This is a genomic window from Pedobacter steynii (assembly GCF_001721645.1).
Lineage (GTDB): Bacteria > Bacteroidota > Bacteroidia > Sphingobacteriales > Sphingobacteriaceae > Pedobacter > Pedobacter steynii_A.
Genome location: NZ_CP017141.1, coordinates 816,913 through 839,055 on the forward strand (window position 1 = coordinate 816,913; position 22,143 = coordinate 839,055).

Annotated in this window: 16 protein-coding genes; 6 read left to right on the forward strand and 10 right to left on the reverse strand. The window is 42.4% G+C overall.

The features are described from left to right. Window positions 1-33 precede the first annotated feature (33 nt). Window positions 34-363: a DMT family transporter gene (locus tag BFS30_RS03395; protein ID WP_069377980.1), complete on the forward strand. Its 330-nt coding sequence runs from the start codon at window positions 34-36 to the stop codon at window positions 361-363. A 257-nt stretch (window positions 364-620) separates the two neighbouring features. On the opposite strand, the gene holA is transcribed toward BFS30_RS03395, so the two are convergent. Next, window positions 621-1,646 (reverse strand): DNA polymerase III subunit delta, encoded by a 1,026-nt coding sequence (gene holA, locus BFS30_RS03400; RefSeq protein ID WP_069377981.1) that lies wholly within the window; start codon window positions 1,644-1,646, stop codon window positions 621-623. Between the two features lie 56 nt (window positions 1,647-1,702). Here holA and BFS30_RS03405 point away from each other — a divergent pair, with 56 nt between their 5' ends. Next, window positions 1,703-2,164: a type I restriction enzyme HsdR N-terminal domain-containing protein gene (locus BFS30_RS03405; protein ID WP_069377982.1), complete on the forward strand. Its 462-nt coding sequence runs from the start codon at window positions 1,703-1,705 to the stop codon at window positions 2,162-2,164. Window positions 2,165-2,234: 70 nt separating this feature from the next. After that, entirely contained in the window at window positions 2,235-2,456 is a 222-nt protein-coding gene (locus BFS30_RS03410; RefSeq protein WP_069377983.1) for a DUF6965 family protein, read from the forward strand. Window positions 2,457-2,529: 73 nt separating this feature from the next. Here the strand turns inward: BFS30_RS03410 and BFS30_RS03415 are convergent, their stop codons facing one another. Then, window positions 2,530-5,199, reverse strand: coding sequence for a valine--tRNA ligase (locus BFS30_RS03415; RefSeq protein WP_069377984.1), 2,670 nt, complete (start codon window positions 5,197-5,199; stop codon window positions 2,530-2,532). Between the two features lie 303 nt (window positions 5,200-5,502). Between BFS30_RS03415 and BFS30_RS03420 the strand changes: the two genes are divergently transcribed. Continuing rightward, on the forward strand, window positions 5,503-5,952 hold the full coding sequence (locus tag BFS30_RS03420) for a putative immunity protein (protein WP_069377985.1): 450 nt from the start codon (window positions 5,503-5,505) through the stop codon (window positions 5,950-5,952). Window positions 5,953-6,103: 151 nt separating this feature from the next. Here the strand turns inward: BFS30_RS03420 and BFS30_RS03425 are convergent, their stop codons facing one another. From BFS30_RS03425 to BFS30_RS03460, 8 genes are all read right to left on the reverse strand, one after another. Beyond that, window positions 6,104-8,257, reverse strand: coding sequence for a S9 family peptidase (locus BFS30_RS03425; protein WP_069377986.1), 2,154 nt, complete (start codon window positions 8,255-8,257; stop codon window positions 6,104-6,106). Window positions 8,258-8,353: 96 nt separating this feature from the next. Then, entirely contained in the window at window positions 8,354-10,729 is a 2,376-nt protein-coding gene (locus BFS30_RS03430; protein ID WP_069377987.1) for a PQQ-binding-like beta-propeller repeat protein, read from the reverse strand. Between the two features lie 99 nt (window positions 10,730-10,828). Continuing rightward, window positions 10,829-12,628, reverse strand: a complete 1,800-nt coding sequence (locus tag BFS30_RS03435; RefSeq protein WP_069377988.1) for a RagB/SusD family nutrient uptake outer membrane protein — start codon at window positions 12,626-12,628, stop codon at window positions 10,829-10,831. 13 nt (window positions 12,629-12,641) lie between these two features. Further along, complete coding sequence (locus tag BFS30_RS03440; RefSeq protein WP_208603027.1) at window positions 12,642-16,100, reverse strand: TonB-dependent receptor; 3,459 nt, start codon at window positions 16,098-16,100, stop codon at window positions 12,642-12,644. 136 nt (window positions 16,101-16,236) lie between these two features. Next, window positions 16,237-17,154, reverse strand: coding sequence for a FecR family protein (locus BFS30_RS03445; RefSeq protein ID WP_069377989.1), 918 nt, complete (start codon window positions 17,152-17,154; stop codon window positions 16,237-16,239). A gap of 106 nt (window positions 17,155-17,260) precedes the next feature. Beyond that, window positions 17,261-18,778: a glycoside hydrolase gene (locus tag BFS30_RS03450; RefSeq protein ID WP_069377990.1), complete on the reverse strand. Its 1,518-nt coding sequence runs from the start codon at window positions 18,776-18,778 to the stop codon at window positions 17,261-17,263. A gap of 177 nt (window positions 18,779-18,955) precedes the next feature. Then, on the reverse strand, window positions 18,956-19,498 hold the full coding sequence (locus BFS30_RS03455; RefSeq protein WP_069377991.1) for an RNA polymerase sigma factor: 543 nt from the start codon (window positions 19,496-19,498) through the stop codon (window positions 18,956-18,958). 118 nt (window positions 19,499-19,616) lie between these two features. Further along, complete coding sequence (locus BFS30_RS03460) at window positions 19,617-19,973, reverse strand: winged helix-turn-helix transcriptional regulator (RefSeq protein ID WP_069377992.1); 357 nt, start codon at window positions 19,971-19,973, stop codon at window positions 19,617-19,619. A gap of 146 nt (window positions 19,974-20,119) precedes the next feature. Here BFS30_RS03460 and BFS30_RS03465 point away from each other — a divergent pair, with 146 nt between their 5' ends. Both BFS30_RS03465 and BFS30_RS03470 read left to right on the forward strand, forming a co-directional pair. Continuing rightward, window positions 20,120-21,004, forward strand: a complete 885-nt coding sequence (locus tag BFS30_RS03465) for an NAD(P)-dependent oxidoreductase (RefSeq protein ID WP_069377993.1) — start codon at window positions 20,120-20,122, stop codon at window positions 21,002-21,004. 64 nt (window positions 21,005-21,068) lie between these two features. Then, window positions 21,069-21,992: a DMT family transporter gene (locus BFS30_RS03470; RefSeq protein ID WP_069377994.1), complete on the forward strand. Its 924-nt coding sequence runs from the start codon at window positions 21,069-21,071 to the stop codon at window positions 21,990-21,992. The last annotated feature ends 151 nt before the right edge of the window (window positions 21,993-22,143 follow it).

The window sequence follows — 22,143 nt, forward strand, 5'->3', positions numbered from 1 at the left end:
TAATGCTGTATAAACATAAAGAACACAACTATTATGAGCTGGATATTTTTAGTTTTAGGAGGCATTTTTGAAGTCGCTTTCGCCTCTTGTCTTGGAAAAATGAAAGAGACAACAGGAAACACCATGATCATGTGGGGAGTAGGTTTCGTTGTTTGCCTAACCATTAGTATGGGCTTATTAATTAAAGCCACTCAGGTTTTGCCTATAGGAACTGCTTATGCAGTGTGGACGGGTATTGGAGCAGTAGGAACAGTGCTGGTTGGGATCTTTGTATTCCACGAGCCTGCAACCTTCTGGCGGGTTGTTTTCATCACTACCCTGATCTGTTCGATCATTGGATTGAAAGCAGTTTCTTCTCATTAATAACGCTTCGGATAGCCTGCAGGATTGCTTCGGGGATCCTCCGTACAGACTCTGGGGTTGGAAGGTAATTGCGAGGTAGTTGAAAAGTAGCTAAGAGGTAGTTGAAAGGTTAAATAACCTTTCAACTACCTCGCAATTACCTCGTAACGACCTTCCAACCCCAGACTCATTACAGAGGAATCCCGAAGTAAAACTACACCTCAGGCAGGAGTCTGATCATCGGCCGATTACTGCCAGACCGTATACAGATTTTTGTTTTAATGCAGCATTTTAAAAAGTAATTCCTTTAATAGCTCTCCATCGGTGATGTTACCGGTACTGTCTACCCCCTTGCTTTTCAGGTCGTACTCTCTCAAAAGGCTGATGATGTCAAAAGTCTTAGGCAGACTATAACTACGTGCAGCCGTTTCAAAGTCCTTAACAAAATAAGGGTTTACGCCCAGCTCCTTTGCAGCGTCACCTTTATTCGGCAAATAATGGTATTTAAGGATTTTGGAGAAATAAGCATTTAAGTTGGCCATCACCATCACCATAGGGTTGGCTTTAGGGTTATCGGCAAAATAATTAATGATCTGGTTGCACTTCAGTACATTCTTTACTGCAAGTGCTTTTTGCAGTTCAAACACATTGTATTCTTTACTGATACCAATATTTCTCTGGATCAGATCAGTATCAATGGTTACTTCCTTACCAATATTCAGCAACAGTTTCTCTACCTCATTGGCAATCTTGGAAAGGTCGGCACCAAGGTATTCCGCCATTAAAGCTGATGCCTGCGGGGCAATTTTATACCCTTTCTCTTTCACAAGATCATCTATCCAGGCGGCAAGTTTATAATCCCTTACCGGCTCAGACTGGAAGATCTGCCCATTTTTATCTATTGATTTATAAAGTTTCTTACGTTTGTCAAAGTTGGCATATTTATACCCAAACACCAGAATGGTGCTGGGCAATGGCTTTTCGAAATAGCTCTGAACAAACTCGGCCTCTTTACTGCTGCCTTCAGTTTCCTTTGCCCATTTTAAATCCTGTGCTTCCTTGACGACGATCAATTGATAATCCGACATCATCGGATAACGCTTGGCAGCATTCATAATGGTTGCCATATCGGTGTCCTTGCCATAGAGAACGGTTTGATTAAACCCTTTTTCCATATCAGTCAGAATATGCTCTTCCATATAATGAATAATCTGATCTATATAATAAGGCTCTTCACCATGTAACAGGTAAACAGGCTTAAACTTTCTGGCTTTAATGTCTTTGATTATGTCGGCAGCACTCATATATTTATCCAAATGTAACGGCTAAAAACTAAATATTAAAGGTTATTTTTGCACAAATGGCATTTACCCCTACAGCACTGAACCTTCCGCAGTATCCTTTTAAAATTACACTGAAGGATAACAGACACTTTATCTTCGATGAAATCCGAAAAAAGCATCTTGTACTCACGCCTGAAGAATGGGTAAGGCAGCATTTCATTCAGTTTCTTATTCTGGAAAAGAAATTCCCCCGGACACTGATTCAGATTGAAGGCGGACTGAACCTGAACCAGCTGCAAAAAAGAAGTGACATCGTCATCTTTAATAATTCGGGAGAAAGAATTATGGTGATAGAATGTAAAGCGCCTTCGGTAAACATTACACAAGCCGTGTTTGACCAGGCTTCCCGTTACAATTCGGTATATAAAGCTAAATGGCTGGTAGTCACCAACGGACTAAAACACTGCTATGCGCAGATCGACCATATGGCAGAAAAATTCCTTTTCAGCCCTGAATTACCGGAATATCTTCAGCTATAGGTGCTACATAAAACGGCTCCTTTTTAATAAAAAAAAGAGCGGAGCTTCATTTTAGTATTACCTTTGTGAAATGACAATTCCTGAATTAGAAGATTATTTTTCCGGCATAAATCTACCGCAAACCCTGGAACTTTATCCCGGAACAAAACTCAATGATGTAGCGCAATGCGTGGATACCCACCTTACAGTATTGAAAATCTATGGCAATGTCAGGCCCTATGAATGTTTTTACGACAGGCTCCTTAAAATCAAGGAAATGGTGGAAAAAGAACAGGAGAACTCCGAGGAATAAAGCGTAATAAAAAAGACAACCCTGAGGTTGCCTTTTTTATTTGATCATATTTATGATAAAAGAATCCTGAGTACTAACCCAGAGATTCGATCTGTCCGACAATAATGCCAATCTTAGATTCAGCATCCGCCTTTTTATTGCGTTCATTCTGAATAATTTCCGGCTTCGCATTCTGAACAAAACGTTCATTGCTTAGCTTCGCATCCACAGACTTCAGGAAGCCTTGCAGGTAAGTTAACTCTGCGTTTAAACGTTCCTTTTCTGCTTCCACATCAATCGTCTCGTTCAACTGGATAAAGAACTCATCGTTACCCACCATGAAACTGGCAGCCCCAACAATCTTATCATTTACAAACTCCACTTCGTTGATATTGGCCAGCTTGAAAACAATATTTAACCATTTCTCATAATCCAGTCCGGAGTTTACCTTAATATTTAAAGGCAAAGCTTCTTTAGGCGAAATCTGTTTGGTATTACGTACGTTTCTGATCTCTGCAACCAGGCCTTTCACTACTTCAACGTCTTTCAGTAACTGTGCATCTGCTGGCCCAACTACAGGATAAGCAGCAACGATACAGCAATCCATCTCTCCTTTTTCACCGAACAATTCATCATGCCATAATTCTTCTGTTAAGAAAGGCATATATGGATGCAATAAGGTTAAGATCTTCTCAAAGAACCCAATGGTTACCTTTAATGTCTCCGCATCAATCGGATGCTGATAAGCAGGCTTCACCATCTCCAGGTACCAGGCACAGAAATCATCCCATACCAATTTGTAAGAAGCCATCAATGCCTCAGATAAACGATATTGTTTAAAGTTTTCTTCAATCTCAGTTAATGCCTCATTAAAGCGGTTTTCAAACCATAAGATGGCCTGTTGATTAGGGTTTTCCAGGTTCTCATCAACTTCCCATCCCTTAACCAAGCGGAAAGCATTCCAGATCTTATTGGCAAAGTTTCTTCCCTGTTCACAATAGCTCTCATCAAACATCAGGTCATTTCCGGCAGGAGAGCATAATAACATCCCTACCCTTACTCCGTCAGCACCATATTTTTCGATCAGGCCAATCGGATCAGGAGAATTGCCCAGAGATTTAGACATCTTACGTCCTTGTTTATCCCTTACAATACCAGTCAGATATACATTGTTAAATGGTTTCTTTCCACGGAACTCATGTCCTGCCATGATCATTCTCGCCACCCAGAAGAATAAAATCTCCGGAGCAGTAACCAGATCATTGGTCGGATAGTAATAGTTAATCTCTGCATTGTCCGGATTTCTGATTCCGTCAAACACCGAGATCGGCCATAACCAGGCAGAGAACCAGGTATCCATCACATCAGGATCCTGTTTCACAAAGGACGCCAACTGATGTTTAAAGCCAATAGCTTCCGTCTCCGTAAACGTACCGTCAATATCTTTAAGCTTTAAAAATTCATTCAAAGCTTCCTCTTTCGTTTTTGCAACCACCCAATTCCCCTGGTCGTCATACCATACCGGAATCTGGTGTCCCCACCATAACTGCCGACTGATATTCCAATCCCGGACATTTTCCATCCAATGACGGTAAGTATTACCAAATTTCTCCGGAATCAGCTTTATATCGCCATTTAACACATCTTCCAGGGCCGGCTTAGCCATCTCGTCCATCTTACAGAACCACTGTAAAGACAACTTTGGCTCAATTGCTACATCAGTACGTTCTGAATAGCCAATCTGTGATTTATAGTCTTCAACCTTATCCAGATGTCCGGCTTCATCCAATAAAACTGCGATTTTCTTTCTCGCAATAAAACGGTCTTCACCAACAAGAATCTGCGCCAGCTCATTAAGCGTGCCATCGTCGTTTAAAATGTCAATTACCGGAAGTTTATGTCTTAGTCCCAGCTCATAGTCATTTAAATCATGTGCAGGTGTTACTTTTAAACAACCTGTTCCAAAGTCCATAGTTACATACTCATCTTCAATTACAGGAATCTCTCTGTTGATCAATGGCACAAAAACCTTTTTACCTTTCAAATGAGCATAGCGCTCATCATTCGGGTTAACACATATAGCCGCATCCGCCATAATGGTTTCCGGACGGGTAGTCGCGATCGTCAGGAAATCCTGACCATTACCACCAGACACAGTGTATTTGATATAATATAGTTTTTGATTTACCTCTTTACGGATTACCTCCTCGTCAGAAACGGCAGTCTTACCCGCAGGATCCCAGTTCACCATCCTTACGCCACGGTAAATCCTTCCCTGCTTATGCAAATGAATGAAACAATCAATCACAGCTTCAGACATGCCTTCGTCCATCGTAAAACGAGTCCGCTCCCAATCACAGGAAGCACCCAGTTTTTTCAATTGCTCGAGGATAATACCACCGTATTTTTCCTTCCATTCCCAGGCATATTTCAGAAATTCTTCCCTGCTCAGGTCTTTCTTCTCAATACCTCTCTCCTTTAACATGGCTACCACCTTTGCCTCTGTAGCAATAGATGCATGGTCAGTACCAGGTACCCAACAGGCATTCTTTCCCTGCATCCTCGCCCTGCGGACCAAGACATCCTGAATCGTATTGTTCAACATGTGTCCCATATGTAAAACACCCGTCACATTGGGTGGTGGGATTACTATGGTGTAAGGCTCGCGCTCATCAGGCTCAGAATGGAAAAAGTTCTTTGACATCCAGTAGCTGTACCATTTATCTTCGGTTGCTGCCGGATCGTATTTTGTAGAAATGCTCATTTTAAAAGAAAAAGTATCAGTTGAGTTGCAAAAATAAGAAAAAAAATAGGGATACTATTCGCTGGCTCAAATCTTTTGCTGAAGGGCAAAACATTTGGAAGGCCAGCTCATAGCACCCAATTTTTTATTGAGCGGCTAAGCAGGGTGGCGAGGGAAGGAGGGCCAGAGGAAGGGGTCAGGGAAACGGTTGAGGGAAGGGGGTGAGGGAAGGGGGATAAGGAAGGGTATCGGGGAAAATGTTATTTTTGTTAAGGGGTCTAATTACAGAATAATTTTAAGACGTAAAGTATTTTTAAAGCGAAAATGCGGGATAAACGATTTGTGGCCAGTCATCGGGGCGGTCCTTTAACCAGAAAGCAACATTATCAATTGATAAAATGGGCTCATGATTGTGTTGCCCACGTATTGTTGCTTTCTGCTGTAAATCTCAATGACCAGTTACTTGATGTTTTGGCGGTTGCCAAAGCATGGGAAAATGAAATGGCAACGGTTGCTGAGGCTAGAAATGCTTCAGTAATGGCGATAGCACTGGCTAACGGGTGCTCTGATCCGGTTTCGATTGCAGTTGCCCGCGCAGCCGGGCATGCCGTTGCAACTGCTCATATGGCCGACCATTCCTTAAGAGCCGCTGAGTATGCCTTGAAGGCGGTAAAAGCTTCAGGTCAATCTATAGAGAAAGAAAGAAAATGGCAGGATGAACGTATTCCGGCTGAGGTTAAGGAACTTGTTTTGTCAGCCCGTTACAACAGTTAAAGAGCCAAGCATTTTGCTGCGGGGTACTACTGAAGGAACTTAATTTTACAAAAAAACCTGTGTACTTTGAGGGCATGTAAAATCTTTCCTTCAAAAGACTTTGAGACCGAAAAGTACACAGGCTTTTTTTAGCACAGAATTCTGTGCAGAATTACTTTAGATGAAGCATAAAATAATCCGTTACTTTCTGATAAAGATGTGCGCGATCTTTACCCGTCACATTGTGCTCATGCCCCGGATAAATCATATAATCTACCTGAACATTCTTATCAACTGCATGTTTCACAAAGTCAACGGTATTCTGCTGCAATACCACCGGATCCTGTATACCGTGAATCAACAACAACTTCCCTTTAAGGTTAGCCACCTTATCAGATAAGTTTGTTGCGGCAAATCCTTCCGGGTTTTCCTGAGGAGTATCCATATAACGTTCTGTATACATCACTTCATAGAAGTTCCAGTTGATCACTGCACCGCCAGCAACCGCAGCCTTAAAGACTCCCGGATGATTTACCATGAAATCAACGGTATTAAATCCGCCAAAGCTCCAGCCAAATAAGCCCATATTGTTGCTGTCAACGTAAGGCAAACCTTTCAGATGGTCAACTGCTTTCATCATATCCTCCATCTGCACATCACCTACTTTTCTAAACATAGATTGTTCAAATGCCTTACCCCTGTTGTCACTTCCGCGTGTGTCAATGGTCAGGACCACGTAGCCTTGTTGCGCCATATACCTGAACCAATAGTCTCCCGCACCAGCATTCCAGCTATTGGTAATCAACTGTGCATGAGAACCGCCATACCAGTATACGATTACCGGATATTTTTTACTTTCATCAAATGATGTTGGTTTGTATAGGCTGCAATAGATATCATCGCCATTATTTCCTTTGATGGTAAAGATAGCAGACTTCTCTGTTGCATAGGCGGCAAGCGGATTGGCAGCAGTAAGCAATACCTTAGTTTTAGCGGAGGCGGTTTCTACCAGTTGAATAACTCTTGGCTGATCCGGACTGCTATAGCTATCGATCACTGTATTTCCAGAGCTGCTTACCTGTGCATTGTGAACCGCAAATCCCTGGGTAATCCTTTTTGATTTACCTGATTTAATGTCCAGTACATAAAGGTTTCTGGTAATCGGTGATTCTTCGGTAGATGCATAATATAACTGATCACCTTTAGCATTGAAATCTTTTACTTCAATAACTTCCCAGTTGCCTTTGGTCAGTTGTTTTAAAACTTTTCCTTTCAGGTCATACAGGTACAAATGATTCCAACCATCACGGTTACTCTGCCAGATAAATTTAGAAGGGTCATTTTTGAGGAATAGCATCGGCACCAAAGGCTCGACATATTTTTCATCTTTTTCTTCGAAAATTGTCTTTACGAAATCACCTGTTGATGCATCATACTGGTTCAGCTTCATATGATTTTGTCCGCGGTTTACAATGGCAATAAATACATATTTATCATCCGGGCTCCAGGCGATATTGGTCAGGTACTGTTCTGCAGGCGTTCCTGTTTTCAGGTAAACCAATGCTTTTGTTTCGGCGTTATAAACCCCTACAGTTACCTCGTGACTTTTATTACCGGCCATTGGATACTTGATATTGACATTCTTTGCCGGACGGGTAGTCCAGTCGATAATCGGATAGTCAGCCACCATTTGCTGATCCATTCTGTAGAAGGCCAGCTGTTTTCCATTGTTGCTCCAGAATATGCCTTTGGAAATCCCAAATTCATCTCTGTGCACAGAAGAAGCATATACGATATCCTTAGTGCCGTCAGTAGTTACTTGTTTTGACTCTTTTCCGTCGGCTACGAACAGGTTGAAATTATCCAGATAGGCAATATATCCTGATTTGCTTTCTTCGGCATTTGTTTTTTCCGCTATATCAGCATTTACTACAGTTTTATAGGTATTCTTTGCCGGATTAAAGGCTACTTTAGCTCCATTAAGAAAAATAATCCAGTCCGGTCCCTGGTTAAACTGGATAAAAGGCATTGCTTTTAAGGTATCCTTTTGCGCTGCTTTTAATTTCCCGTTCAACTGGGTAAGGGATAGAAATGGTTGTTCTGTTTTAGATTTAAAATTACCGGTCATCCATACTGGTCCGTTCGCAAGGCGTTTCGCATATACATAATCTTCTGTTCCATAAATGAACTGGATTTGCGACAGGTTTTCAGGGGCAAGCGTAGTGCGGGCATTACTCATTGCATCCTGCATCGTCAGCATTTTATTCTGGGCGACTCCGACAAAAGTAATCGATACCAGCTGACATACTAAGATAAGTTTCTTCATTGTTTTTTAATTGATGCGCCAAATGTAACAATTAACCAGGTACCGGTGTTAGACTGCAACAACATTGCAACATTTAATGATCATTTCCACACAGGACTAATTGAGTTTAAAGGCGTATACATTCCCTGCGAAATCGGCCACAAAGAGCTCCTTTCCTATTAGAGCAGGATCTGCGAAAACGGGAGCTCCCAGATTTAGCTTTTGTAAAATTATACCTGAATCTTCATTAATCACATACAGATAACCGTCAGAAGCACCAAATAAAAGCTGATTTTTATATTTAACCACTGTACTTTCTACTGTTCCCGACTCCGGTCCGGTATAAGGTGCAGAATAAACCAGGGCATTACCGGCAGGTCTGTTCCACACTTCTTTCAATGTTTTAAGATCATAAGCTACTACCCCATTTTTAGCGGTTGGCATCACGATATATTTATCTGTGATCAGTGGAGTAGCCATTACCTTAAACTCATAGCCGGCTTCTATTTTATCGATATTTTTGCCGGTTTCAGGATCTATAATCAAGAGAGTGTTTAGTCCGGTGATGTAAAGCTTCCCTTCTTTGTATACCCCTGTACTGCTCCTGAAACGAAGTCCGTCGTCGCGTCTTTGCCATAAAAGTTTTCCTGTTTTACGGTCATGCCCAAACAGACTCTGCCAGTTGCTTCCGGTTACGATCACCTCTCCGGCAATGGTCATCTTCTCCGGAGTTCCCTCTCCTCCGGTCCATTCTTTATTGGTCCATAGGGTCTTTCCGGTAGCCACTTCTAATGCCTGGAAGTAAGCGCCCGATCCGGTATAATAAATTCCTTTTTCGGCAATTCCGCCCGATACATATCCCGGGAGGTATTTCATCCCCAGATCTTTTTTCCAGACCAGTACACCCGTACCGGCATTTAGTGCATAGGTAAATCCTTCCATGTCAGTACATAAAATCATTCCTGAATCATAAGAAATCTCATGCTTTACAGAATTCTTTGTTTTAAAATGCCAGGCAACTTTTCCGGTTTTGGCATCCAGGGCAGTAACTCCGCACAAAAGGTTATTCGCATCGTCTATGGTTGCTGTAAACAGCTTTCCTTCGGCAAATAAAGGTTTAGCTTTCCATATACTTCCCTTTACATTATTGGTCCATTTTAAGGATAATCCTGCAGACTGACCTTTCAGGCTAAACTCTTGTTTTGCGATGTGTTGCTGTCCGTCTTTAAAGGTCACTTCGGTCTGAATTGTCCATGTTTTCCCCTTACTCAATTTTGCTACGGGAATCTGCCCAGACCAACTCCAGTCCGTATTTGCAGTCAGAGAAGCCTGTGCAACCTTATTTCCCTGCTCATTATAGATGATGCTTTTTGCAGCCTGCACACTGGTTTCACTATCGTAGATATTGGCATTGATCTGTAATGCCCCATCTTTTATCAGCACCATATCCTTGCCGGAAGGCGTATTTACCACCAGATGTTTATGCAGATAAGTATAATGTGGTTTAATCTCTTTGACTCCGTCTTTATCAATCTCTATGGATAAAAACTGACCAGCAGAATTGTCTATCCCACCCATGCTTGGTGACGCAGAAGAAATATATTGTATTCCGGTCTTCTCACTCTTTCTGACGAAGTTATTATGCCAGTGACCATATACCCATGCTTTGAGGTTAAGCTCATTCAGGTTGATGGAATCGTTCTTTCCTTTTAGTACAAACTGATCGCTATAGGTCAGCAGGTCATGGTTAAAAATGATTACCGGTTTATTCTTATCTGTTACCGCAAGGTCGTTCTTCATCCAGCTGATCACTTCATCTACGGTATAAGAAGGTTGCACATCACCCGAACGCATCGGGGTAACGATAAAGTGTGCAGGTCCGGCATCAAAAGAATAATATACCGGTCCGAACAGCTGCTCAAACAACTCTTCTCCATAAGCTCCTTTTACCAGGTCATGGTTTCCGATACAATAAAACACCTGTTTTCCAAGTGTCTCTGCCGTTACCTGGTTCGCATGAAAATTAAGCCCTTTTTCATAACATATATCGCCGGTATGGACAATAAAGCTAATGTCCTGCTTTTTGGAGAAGTTCTTTAAATTGCCAATCCAATCGTTGTATTTATCAGTTTCCGTATCGGTAATCTGCAACATTTTTACCGAGGATCCTGCACTGGTTGGATCGGGAAGGATACCGAAATCATAAGATTTCCGTTGATCTTCTATCTTGAGGTAATGTTTGGCTGCTAATTTATAGCCTGCGGGAACAGTAATAAATATAAACCTTGCTTTAGCATGTCCGGGCAAATTGAAATTTCCATCCTTATCCGTGCGGATCACCTGCTGTCCGTCGGAAACCGCCACTGTTTGCATTCCCAATTCTCCGGCTTCCTGTGTGTTATTTCCATTTTTGTCGACAAAGACCTTCCCTTTGTATTGGGCAGCTGCAACCGAAGTCAGCAGTGCCAGCGTTACTGTTAAAATTAACCTCATGATGTTTCGTTTGTGTGTTTAGAGATATGTTTAGATATAAAAAAAGCAGCAGGCTTTTCAACCTGCTGCTGGATTATGGCATTAGTTCTGTTCCATTTATTACCAGCCGAATACTTGTTTCAACTGTGGGTTCACGACCACCTCACTGGTAGGAATAGGTCTGTAATAATATTTAGGCTCAATAAAATTCCGGGGCTGATCTCTATCACGGGTAAAGGCGATGAAACCTGAAGTGCCTTTAGTCAGGTAGAAATTCTGGTCCTTTCCGTCTTTATCTTTCAGATAATACTTGGATAATTTATCCCTTACTTCTGCCGGCAGGCCAGCGATTGCAGATTCATCATTCGGAGAATTCAGGATGGCAATATCAGGTTTCCCATCACCGGTTACATCCATAGCACCCATTGCAGGAATATACATCCCCTCCTGGCTGTCCTGGAACAACTTACCTGATTTCCAACGCATCAAATCATCAAAACGACGACCTTCACAAGCCAGTTCTACCCTTCTTTCTCTTCTGATTTCCAATAGTAAAGCCCTGTTTGCCGCATTGGCATTCGGATAAGTAGCAGATAAAACCGGATCCAGGGCAACCCCCATGTTCAGTAATGGCATTTTAACACGGGCACGCAACAGGTTAACGGTCTGATCCAGGTCCGTCTGACTGATGACCCCGGATTCAGCTTTCGCTTCCACATTGTTCAACAAGACCTCTGCATACCTGAAAATCGGCAGATCCGTATAATTCATTTCCCAGCCTTGTCTGAGGTCTGCAGAACGGGGATAAAATTTGATTTGATTATAACCACCTAAAGTCGGCTTAATGCGATAAGGTTCATCCAGTGTACTCGCTCCTCTGAATGCCGGATTGATAATCGTTTCCATCATTCTCGGATCCCGATCGGTAAAAACCTCAGTATAGACTTTGGTATCATATCCCGGACCTGAGGTAAAAGGAGTACCGTCTGTTTTCAGATAAGTATCCGCAAGGCTTCTGCTCAGGGACCAGGTATAATCAAGAACCGTATGTGTATTGTTACCCACGCCCAGTTCTTTGCCGTAATCGGCTAAAGTGATGATTTCCTTGTTGGAAGAAAGGTTGGCACTGGAAAATAAATCCCGGTAGTCCAACCCACCTCTTCCGGTATTATAAATACTGAAACCACCATCCTTCATGATTTTTGCAGAGGCAGAGATCGCCACATCTAAAAACCGCTGATAATCAGACGTCAGCTGAATTTCATCATGGTATTTTCTGAAAGTACCTTCATGCAACGCAAAGCGTGATAACAAAGCCAGCGCGGCCCATTTTGTGATGCGGGTATTCGTTCCATCAGATTTGATATTTTCTACCGCATAATTAAGATCGCTGAGCACCGAATCAACTACCAATGCTCTTGGGTCCTGCCCTTTATACAAAGCCGGATCATCAGAAGCCAGGGTCTTATTGAACCAGGGTACGTTGTGGTATTTTTTTATTTTATCATAATAAAAATTAGCGCGAAAGAAGCGTGCAATGCCGACAAAATGTTTGATCAGCGTAGGATCACCTTTTACCTGCGGGATATGGTCCAGCATAAAATTAATCTTTCTCAAAGCTTCCCAATCCGCTTTACCCCAGCCTCCGCTATTCGAGGCAGAGATACCACCCCTTACCAGTAAATCAACTTCTCCGCTGGCATTATAGTTGGAGATGTTATCAGAATTAATGTCCGAATACGTTGGGGAAAGATACCTGTAAAAACCGTTGGTATAGGTTTCCAAATCGGCTGGCGACTGGAAGAATGAGCCTTCAGTAATTTCAGTTTGCGGGTCACGTTGCAGGAAATCTTTCTTGCAGGCCGTAAGCCCTATGGTGATTAATCCTAAAGTGAGGATATATGTTATTCTTAGTTTCATGATTCTTCTTGCGTTAAAAATTAAGGTTTAAACCAAAAGAGAATGTTTTTTGAAATGGATAGAGTTTTCCATTCAACCCTTCAGGGTCAAGTCTGGCTTTGATATGCGATATATCAAATACGTTTTCTGCACTGAAATACACCCTTAATTTATCCATTTTCATTTTGTTGGTTAAAGATTTAGGAAGGGTATATCCTAACGTGAGATTCTTTAAACGCAGATAAGAAGCATCCTGAAGGTATTTGGTCTGAGGGTTTCCAAGTTCCGTCTCATCCTCAGCGATATAAGCTTTCACCCTTGGGAAATAGGCATTCGGGGTTTCCGGCGTCCAGCGGTCCAGGTTATGTTCCTGAACATTCGTCCATGGTTGTGCGTAAACACCCCAGAAATAATGGTTGCTGGCATTGGGATACCAATCTCTTTTTCCTACTCCCTGGAAGAACAACCTGATGTCAAAACCTTTCCATCCGGCACCCAGATCAATCCCATACTGATAACGTGCTTCATCATTTCCGATGATTTTCTGATCGCCATGATCAGCAAGGGTATTTTTACCTTTGTCGACCTTACCATCATTATTGAGATCCTTAAATTTTAAATCTCCGACATCAAACTTATAGCCGGTATCATCCGCACCTACTGCGCTCTGATCCGCATGGTTTGCCAGTTCTTCTTTAGACTGGAAGAAACCCTCGGTTTCTAATCCCCAGATCTCGCCGATACGTTGTCCGACATAGTAATCTGATAAAAGGCCATTTGGGTTGTCAAACCTGGTGATATAAGTTTTACTATCGCCCATGTTGAAGCCGATGTTATAATAGAACTGGCTATTATCCAACATGAAACCATCTTTCCATCCGATCCTGAATTCCCAGCCTTTGGTTTTCAAATCCGCCGCATTTACTTTAGGTTCTACTGTTCCAAATGGGCCTGGAAGTGTCTTTCCTTTAGTCAGCATTCCCTCGGTATATCGGGTATAGGCGTCAAAATTAAGATCAAGACGGTTTTTAAACATGCTGATGTCTCCACCAAAGTTCAGTGTTGAGACCCTTTCCCAGGTCAGGCTAGGCGCTACTGCTCCCGGAGGCCTTACTTCTACCGGTCTTTTGCCATCCAGAATCTGTCCGATTTGCCCTGATCCCATGGAAGGGATGTAATAGTAAGCACCTACGTCCTGATTACCCAATGCTCCATAAGAAGCACGCAATTTCAACAGGTCGATTCCCAGTTTTTCTGCTACCGGCTCAAAGAATTTTTCTCTGCTCAGCAGGTATCCGACAGATGCTGAAGGAAAGAAACCCCAGCGGTCGTTAGTCGGAAAGCGGGATGTACCATCATAACGGCCATTCAATTCTACTATATATTTATCATCAAAGATGTAATTCAGACGGTAAAACCAACCCCTTACCGCCCAGTCTTCGATGTATTCCTTACTCGTCATTTCACCCGTTGCCAGGTTAATGGAAGGCAATGTATTACTGATTAAACCTTTACGGTTTACCCATGCAGCATTGCGGTTTCTATATTCCTGATTAAAACCTGCCAATACCTGCACATAATGTTTGGTATTAAATGTTTTATGAAAATCAGTGTAAATGTTATAGATATTGTGTCGGATATGCCTGTCGTCATTTTGAGCCCAGCCTGGATTTGCACCACTATAGCTGATGGCCGAATTCGGTCCTGTTTTATACGGTACTGCAATTTCATAAGATTTTCCGGCAGTATCAATTCTTCGGATCGTAGCATCCGCCTTCAGATCCCATACCTCTTTAACAAGTGATGCTTTTGCGGTAAAAGTGGTCTGAAAATTATTACTTCTGGTTACCGAACGACCGCCATTTTGCAATCTGCCCAATAAAGCAGCGCCGGTAGAAGTCCAGCTTCCATCCGGGTTTCTCGGCACGTCTAAAGAATTCTGTCTGTTCACGTTATGAAAGAAACCTTCTCCGCTATAGGAAGAACCGTCATAAGTGCTCGACATAAAAGAGGTGTTATTTCCAATATTCAACCATTTAGAAAGGTTGTAATCGGCTTTTGCACGCAGGTTATAACGATCGTAAGTATCATTGCCATAACGGAACATTCCTTCATTACGGAAATACTCCGACGACATGTAATAACTCAGCTTATCGTCTTTTTTTGAGAGGTTTATATTTGCGCTATACGTTGGTGCAGATGGTTTATACACCTCATCCATCCAGTTTGTAGTTCCGTAATACATCCATGCATTTGGATCTGACGGAGACACAATTACTGCAGGTAATGAAGGGTTTTGAGAACGTTCTCTCGCATATGCTCTGACATTCTCCGGGTAAAGGCTATACAATGGATACGCTGCATCGTGTTTGTATTCCATTACTTTCAGCGGGTCGGTTACAATCTCCGGAACCTTACCTAAACTCCTTATCGCATAATAGGTATTTGCTGCTATTTTAAGGTCTGCACTTTTTGCAGATTTGGTAGTGATCAGTACCACCCCAAATGCGGCTCTTGCTCCGTATATTGCTGCTGCTGCCGCGTCCTTCAATACCGTCACATTCTCGATATCTGCAGGATTTAAAGCCAGCAATTCATCAGCCGTAAACGGAACGTTATCTACCAGAATGTAGGGTCCACCACCATTTATAGAAGTAAAACCACGAACATTAAAACTGGGTGCTTTATTTACCTGTCCGCTGGAAGCGGTGATGTTCAGATTGGGAATCAAGCCCTGTAAGCCCGCCCCCACACTGGATAAAGGTCTGTTTTCAATGTCTTTACTGGTTACACCATCCACGGCACCACTGAGGTTCACTTTCTTTTGTACACCATATCCCACTACGACTACCTCAGTCAGCGATTTCTGGTCGTCCTTCATCACTACATTGATTTGTTTCCGGGTACCGATTACGATTTTCTGAGAACTTAGTCCCACATAAGAAAATACCAGCACGTCAGCAGGCGACCCCGCCTCGATCTGATAAGCACCGTTTGTATCGGTCGTGGTACTTTTTTCTGTCCCCATAATCCGGATAGATACTCCTGGGATAGGTCCCCCCTGTTCATCCGTCACCACACCTTTAATCAGGATGGCTTCATTGATCCAGGACAATACCGGAACTGCATCCTGATCTCTTTTCCGGAAGATCACTACATTTCTATCTGCTTCGCGATAAGAGAAGGGAGTTCCCTTCAGCAATTGAATCAGTACTTCATTCAATGGCATCCTATTCACATCCAGCACAACCCCTTTGATCTTTCTCAGTTCATTATTGTTATAAGAAAAATCCATTTTACTGGTCTTACTGATTTTTTCTATTGCCTTTTCTAAGGATTCCCCTTTAAGATGAATACTAACTTTTACATCTTTAAGGTTCTGACTAAATACTGTCTCTGCTAATAAGGTTCCTGCAGAGGTCAGTAAAGTGGCAAACACTATTAATCCTACCTTCATTATCTTAAGAATTAGTGTAGTAATGTTTTTTTTCATATTTTTATTTCGTTTTAAAATTCTTTGAAACAGCACAGCCATCCGGAAAATTTTTCGAAGAGTTGCCCGCATGCTGTACAATCAGATCAGTATCTGCTCCAACAGGTACTGATCATTTTTTTATCTTAATGACTCGCTAATTACATCCGCTACCTACTATAGACACCTCCTTTTCTTTTATTTGGTAAGTTATTCCCTGTATATCTTTAATCGTTTCCATCACATCCGTTAAACTTTGTTCCGTATCAAAACGAATCGTACTGAAACAGTTCTTAAATACGTCTTTATCATAATTTATCTTCACCTGATAAGCATTCTCTACCGCCAGGATCAGGTCTTCAAAATGAGCGGCATGTAAGATCACTTTACCATCATTCCATTCGGTACGCTCATGGGCTTTTACCGGAATTACTTTGGGTTTACGGTGATCTTTGGTGTAAACCGCTTCCTGGTCTTTCACCAAAACACTCAGCTGCTTGTGGTCGTCGCTTACCGCTACCTTTCCCGTAACTACAGAAACACTCATGGTAGATAAGCTTTTATAGGATTTCACGACAAAAGAAGTTCCCAGTACATGCGTTTTGATCCCCGAAGCTTCGACCACAAAAGGCACATTTTTATTGTGCACCACATCAAAGAAGCCTTCCCCGTCCAGTAGGTAAACTGTTCTCTTTTTCCCGAATTTTTTTGGATATTTTAAGGTACTTGCTGCATTTAACCAAACGGTAGAACCATCTGGCAGTACCACTTCCCTGGTTTCTCCCTGCGGAACTACAACCGTGATATAATTGCTGCTAAAGGCAGAATAATTGTAATAAAACATCAGTGCAGCAGAAACCAGGAGCAAGCCTATTGCTGCAGCCACACTCATCATGGTCCTCCGCCTCTTTACCGAAGTCTGGAGTGCCTGTTTCGTGTGAATTTCTTTAGTCGCCTGTATCCGCCCCAGAATTTCCTGCTGCAGCATTTCCCGTTCTTTTTCTCCATCGAAAAATTCATCGGGATCATTGATTCCAAACTCCTTATAGAGGTCTCTTTTATCTTTTTCGTTCATATACTAAGTACATAACGAACCAGCATCAAAGAGGTACTATGAGAAATTAAAAAAAATATCCCGAAGAAATGTCTCCGGGATATATCATCACTATAAAGGATCGGTTTTAGTTTTTCACACCCGTAAAAGTGATCACGCTTTGTGCCGGAACAGTCAGGCTGAAGCTTCCGTCAGCAGCAACACTGACAGGAGTTCCCTGCTGCCAATGGTTACTGCTACTTCCCGTGGTCTGATAGCTGATTAAAGAACCCGCGGCAAAACCTTGTAAGTGTAGAGTACAATTTAATGCATCTGTTCCTGGATTAATGGCTACCAGACTGAACTTTCCTGTAGCCGGATCCTTATAGGCAGACACCTTTAATACCGAATTGTTCTGGACAGTCGCCCCAAAACGAAAGTATCCTGCGTGGATATATCTGGAAAACTGCCCCATTACATCATACGTTTTTGGAAAATCAAGGGAACCATCTCCATTGGTGCAGATCAGGGATTCATTGTTACGGATGGCCAGCATCCCCAGCCAGTAAACAAAAGCATTCACATTACATTCTGCAAGGAATTTATGCATGCTGGTTGCCAGCTTTAAGCCTCCGCCTATTGTGTTGTCGTAAGTACCACCATCATCAGAAGTTTCGGTCATCCATACTGGTTTATTTCCCGTTGCATAATTCCAGGTTACCGGATTTTGGTTCAAACCTCTTTTACCAGTAATCAATTCTCCGATTTCCACATAACCATGACCGGCAAGAATATCGACATTACTCCGGTCCATTCCCGCCAGGAAGGTATTTGCAGTACCCCATGCCGCGTTTTCCGAAGACAGGATTTTCGTACTTCCCAGGCCCTGCTGGTTCAATGCAGGTCTTAAATTATTGGTAACGAATTCTCCCAGATGCGCGGAATTCCAATACGAAGCATCCCAGTCTGAAAACACATTTTCAGGTTCATTAGAAGGAGATATTGCATAGAAATTAATTCCTTCATTTTGATAAGCCTTCGCAAATCCCGCAAGGTAACGTGCAAAAGCAGTTGAGCTGGTACTAAAGTTCAATCCGTTGAACCACTTTCCGCTTTCGCTATTTGGGTTCGTCTTCATATATAAAGGAGGAGTCCAGGTACTCGCAAACATAATGGGCACCTGATAGCGCTCTTTTATTTTTTTAAGGATCCATAGCTGTCCTAAATGCTCTTTCTGGATATCCGTTAATGTTTGATAAGTACTGCTGTTAACATCGACATCAATATCCACTCCTGCAGGTTTGATGGTAACTACGCCGCTTTGTTGATTAAAGCCATAAGTATGGAGTACTTTACCACGGACCATGTTCAGTTGTAAACCATTTGCTCCCCAGAGATAAGCCATAATGCTATCTCTTTTCTGAGATTCAAAAAAGGGAACAATACGGCCACCAAAGGCGCCGAAGCCATCGATTCTCTGATAGGTCTGATCCCAGTTAACGGTAATATCCGCAGTTCCCGTTGCGCCTGCAACAGCCGCCTTTTGATTTGCATTTCGCTGATTTGCGTCCGACAGCAGGTCCTCGGTAGACTGCTGTTTACAACTTCCTGTTACTGCAATTGCTGCCATTGCAAGAAAGGCCATTTTTAGATTTTTGTAGGTCATGGGTTATATAATTTTGATGATTTTCTTTCTACATAAATCTATTTTAAACCTGACGGGTTTTTAAATGGTTTTTTCGCATAAACCGATAGTTTTTTTACACAAAACACTACAAATGAAACAACTGTAAAACACCTGACAACTCAGAACGAGCATCAGCAGATTGATTGGAACCCCAATTTAGTGGAAAGGGTATTTAGATTTTAGTCTTTTCAGGGCACTGGTGATTTGATTTTTAACCGTTTGCGAAGAGATGGAAAGCTTACCCGCAATTTCATTTACGGAAAGGTCATCTTCTCTGCTCATTAAAAAAACCTTACGCATCCCTGCCGGCATATTTTGAATCTCCAGCTGCAGGTGTTGAGCCGTATCTTTAGAGGCGAACTGCTCGAATAGAGAATGCCCGGTCTCCTCCCTGGTCTTAACCAGCTCGACATCATGTTTGATCCTCAAAGTCTGACGACGGTTCAGGTCTGTCAGCTTATTCTTTAAGATCACATAAATATATCCGATAAAAGTAGTGGTAATTTTAAGACTGTGACGTTTGATCCAGATCAGCATAAACAAGTCGTGCACCACGTCTTTTGCTTCTTCCCGGTTATTTAGCTTCTTACAGGCAATGGCATATACCACATCCCAATAACGCGCATAAATTTCATTAAATGCTTCGTCATTGTCTTGTTTCAGTAAAGCCAGCAAAGCCGGGTCCGTCAGCGATTTCAATAAAATTTGGTCTTAGGTGGTTTATTTGGTGATACAATATATAAATTAATTGCAAAAGTAAAGGAATAGAAAAACACCTTCGACACCAGGACCATTAAGTTTTCATTAAATTCTCTGCTTAATCCTGCACCTGAGCAACCACCTTCAGGATATGTTCCCTGTTTTTATTTCCCCATTGGTCCAGGGCCTGTATTACCGGTAAAGTACCTTCACCTATTTCAGTCAGGTAATATTCCACCTTTAAGGGAAGTCCGGGATAAACTTTCTTATAGAGAATTCCAAACTCTTCCAATTCCCGAAGCTGCATATTGATTACCCTTGGCGCTGCAGCATCAATCAGGGCATGTAATTCACTCGGCCTTCTGATTCCCTGATTAATTCCATCAATGATACATGGTTTCCATTTCCCGCTCAATACTTTCATGGCAACGTTAATCCCACATTCCAGGTCTTCCGGTATTTTCCTCTCATACATAAGCACAAATTTTAACTCACAATGTATTAAAAATAATGAATCCCTGATCCCAAAACAGGGAATAATTATTCCCCCAGGGAATCTGTTTTCCCTTATTTTATCACTGTACTATTCTGTTGAAGTTTGTCTTATTAAAATTAAAGAAGATGACAACAGAAAACAACAACAAAGTGACTGTTATAGGTCTGGGTTCAATGGGAACCACATTAGCCCGGTTGCTATTAAACAAAGGATACCAGGTAACCGTATGGAACCGCAGCAGCGGGAGAGCGAAAGATTTAATACCTGAAGGTGCCATAGAAGCCAAAGACATCAGCACAGCCATTGCCGCAAGTCCGCTTATCGTGATCTGCGTTTATAACTATGAAGCTACCCGACAAATCCTGGACAACAGTGAGGTGGGTACACTTCTTAGCGGAAAATTGCTTCTTCAACTCAGCACCATCAGCCCCAGAGAAGCGGTGGAGAGCGAAATATGGGCAAAAGGACATGGAGCAATTTATCTCAACGGAGGAATTCAGGCAGCCCCGACACAGATGGGAAAGGCAGATACCCCAATCCTGATCTCCGGAAATCAGGAAGCATATCACCTGGCCGAACCTGTGTTGAATGTTTTTGGAGGGGCCATCAGCTACCTTGGGGAGAAAATAGCCGCATCTCCAACCGTAGACCTGGCCACACTATCCTATATCTACGGGGCTTCTATCGGCTTCTTCCATGGAGCAAGGATTATAGAATCACAAGGTCTTTCCGTGGCAGATTATGGCGACATTGTGGCCGGTATCAGTCCTTCTTTCGGAGCCTTTCTGAAACACGAGGGAAACATGATCCATACCGATAATTATGCCATCACAGAAAGTCCCCTGCGCATTTCTGTTGAAGCTACTGCCAGGCTGGAGCAAACCGCTCTTGAAGCAGGCATCAATACCGAATTTCCAGCTTTCGCAGCCGGGCTTTTTAAGAAAGCACACTTGTCTGGCTATGGCGATCAGGAAGTTGCCGCAATGATTAAGGTACTGAGGACACAATAATTGAGGTCACAATCTCAATTTAAATGAGCGGATAAATCCCCAAATTTGCTAGGTTTAACAGCAAATGACAAAAGACAGCCTCAAGAACATCGGAATCGGCATATTGTTTTCTATGCTATGGGCCTCTGCATCTGTAGCCACCAAATTCGGGGTACAATCCGCTCCGCCTTTAATTCTGGCAAACATCCGCTTTTTTCTGGCCGGTCTGGTCTTACTGGGTTATTGTTATGGATGGAGCAGGGCTAAAGTCTATCGCCTTCCTAACAGAGAAGAGTGGATACAGCTTTCCATCTTTGGCTTGTTAAATACTACGCTTTATCTGGGACTTTACGTCTACGCAATGAAGTTTACCGCTGCGGGAATCGGAAGTTTAGCCGTATCCACAAATCCATTGCTCATTGTCCTGTTTTCTTCCTGGATGATCAGGCGGCGGCCCTCCCTCCCTGAAGTATTCAGTATCATTCTGGGGATGTCGGGGATCGCTTTTGCCACCTATCCCTTATTAGGTGATCAGCGGACCAGCATAACCGGAATTGCATTACTCATGCTCAGTATGGTGATCGTTTCTTTTGCCAGCGTTTATTATGCCCGGGTAAAATGGACTTTGCCCAATCTGCTCATCAATGGCTGGCAGGTTACCCTTGGGGGGATATTCCTCCTGCCGCTGACCATTTCCTTCGGAGAATTATCTTCTTTTCATGCCGACCAGACTTTCTGGTATTCTGTACTCTGGCTCAGCCTTGCTGTATCGGTAGTCGGGCTCATCTGCTGGTTTTACCTCCTCAAGCTTGATACGGTGAAAGCTTCTTTATGGCTATTTCTATGCCCTCTTTTTGGTTTTTTTTATGCCTGGTGGCTGATGAACGAACCGATCACCTGGTACACCATCTGTGGCACCCTGCTCGTTGTTTTGGGACTCTATATCGGACAACGCCAGCGACAGAAAAAAACAAACATTATAACATCTATTTTCATTCGAACACAATAAAATATGTTAAAATATGTTAAATAGATATAAATACCCAAGGCATGAAAGCAATAAAATTAGTTTTATTTACAGGGGTGATCATCAGAAAACTCGGGTTAACCAAAATCTATTACTGGTTCAATAAGTAATATTTTTATTAAGAATATTATTT

What these genes read in the sequence shown, in the direction of transcription:
- BFS30_RS03450 (WP_069377990.1), bottom strand. Translation starts at nt 18,778, where the DNA reads ATGACCTACAAAAATCTAAAAATGGCCTTTCTTGCAATGGCAGCAATT.
- BFS30_RS03420 (WP_069377985.1), top strand. Translation starts at nt 5,503, where the DNA reads ATGCGGGATAAACGATTTGTGGCCAGTCATCGGGGCGGTCCTTTAACC.
- BFS30_RS03430 (WP_069377987.1), bottom strand. Translation starts at nt 10,729, where the DNA reads ATGAGGTTAATTTTAACAGTAACGCTGGCACTGCTGACTTCGGTTGCA.
- BFS30_RS03415 (WP_069377984.1), bottom strand. Translation starts at nt 5,199, where the DNA reads ATGAGCATTTCTACAAAATACGATCCGGCAGCAACCGAAGATAAATGG.
- BFS30_RS03440 (WP_208603027.1), bottom strand. Translation starts at nt 16,100, where the DNA reads ATGAAAAAAAACATTACTACACTAATTCTTAAGATAATGAAGGTAGGA.
- BFS30_RS03465 (WP_069377993.1), top strand. Translation starts at nt 20,120, where the DNA reads ATGACAACAGAAAACAACAACAAAGTGACTGTTATAGGTCTGGGTTCA.
- holA (WP_069377981.1), bottom strand. Translation starts at nt 1,646, where the DNA reads ATGAGTGCTGCCGACATAATCAAAGACATTAAAGCCAGAAAGTTTAAG.
- BFS30_RS03470 (WP_069377994.1), top strand. Translation starts at nt 21,069, where the DNA reads ATGACAAAAGACAGCCTCAAGAACATCGGAATCGGCATATTGTTTTCT.
- BFS30_RS03395 (WP_069377980.1), top strand. Translation starts at nt 34, where the DNA reads ATGAGCTGGATATTTTTAGTTTTAGGAGGCATTTTTGAAGTCGCTTTC.
- BFS30_RS03445 (WP_069377989.1), bottom strand. Translation starts at nt 17,154, where the DNA reads ATGAACGAAAAAGATAAAAGAGACCTCTATAAGGAGTTTGGAATCAAT.
- BFS30_RS03410 (WP_069377983.1), top strand. Translation starts at nt 2,235, where the DNA reads ATGACAATTCCTGAATTAGAAGATTATTTTTCCGGCATAAATCTACCG.
- BFS30_RS03405 (WP_069377982.1), top strand. Translation starts at nt 1,703, where the DNA reads ATGGCATTTACCCCTACAGCACTGAACCTTCCGCAGTATCCTTTTAAA.
- BFS30_RS03435 (WP_069377988.1), bottom strand. Translation starts at nt 12,628, where the DNA reads ATGAAACTAAGAATAACATATATCCTCACTTTAGGATTAATCACCATA.
- BFS30_RS03460 (WP_069377992.1), bottom strand. Translation starts at nt 19,973, where the DNA reads ATGTATGAGAGGAAAATACCGGAAGACCTGGAATGTGGGATTAACGTT.
- BFS30_RS03425 (WP_069377986.1), bottom strand. Translation starts at nt 8,257, where the DNA reads ATGAAGAAACTTATCTTAGTATGTCAGCTGGTATCGATTACTTTTGTC.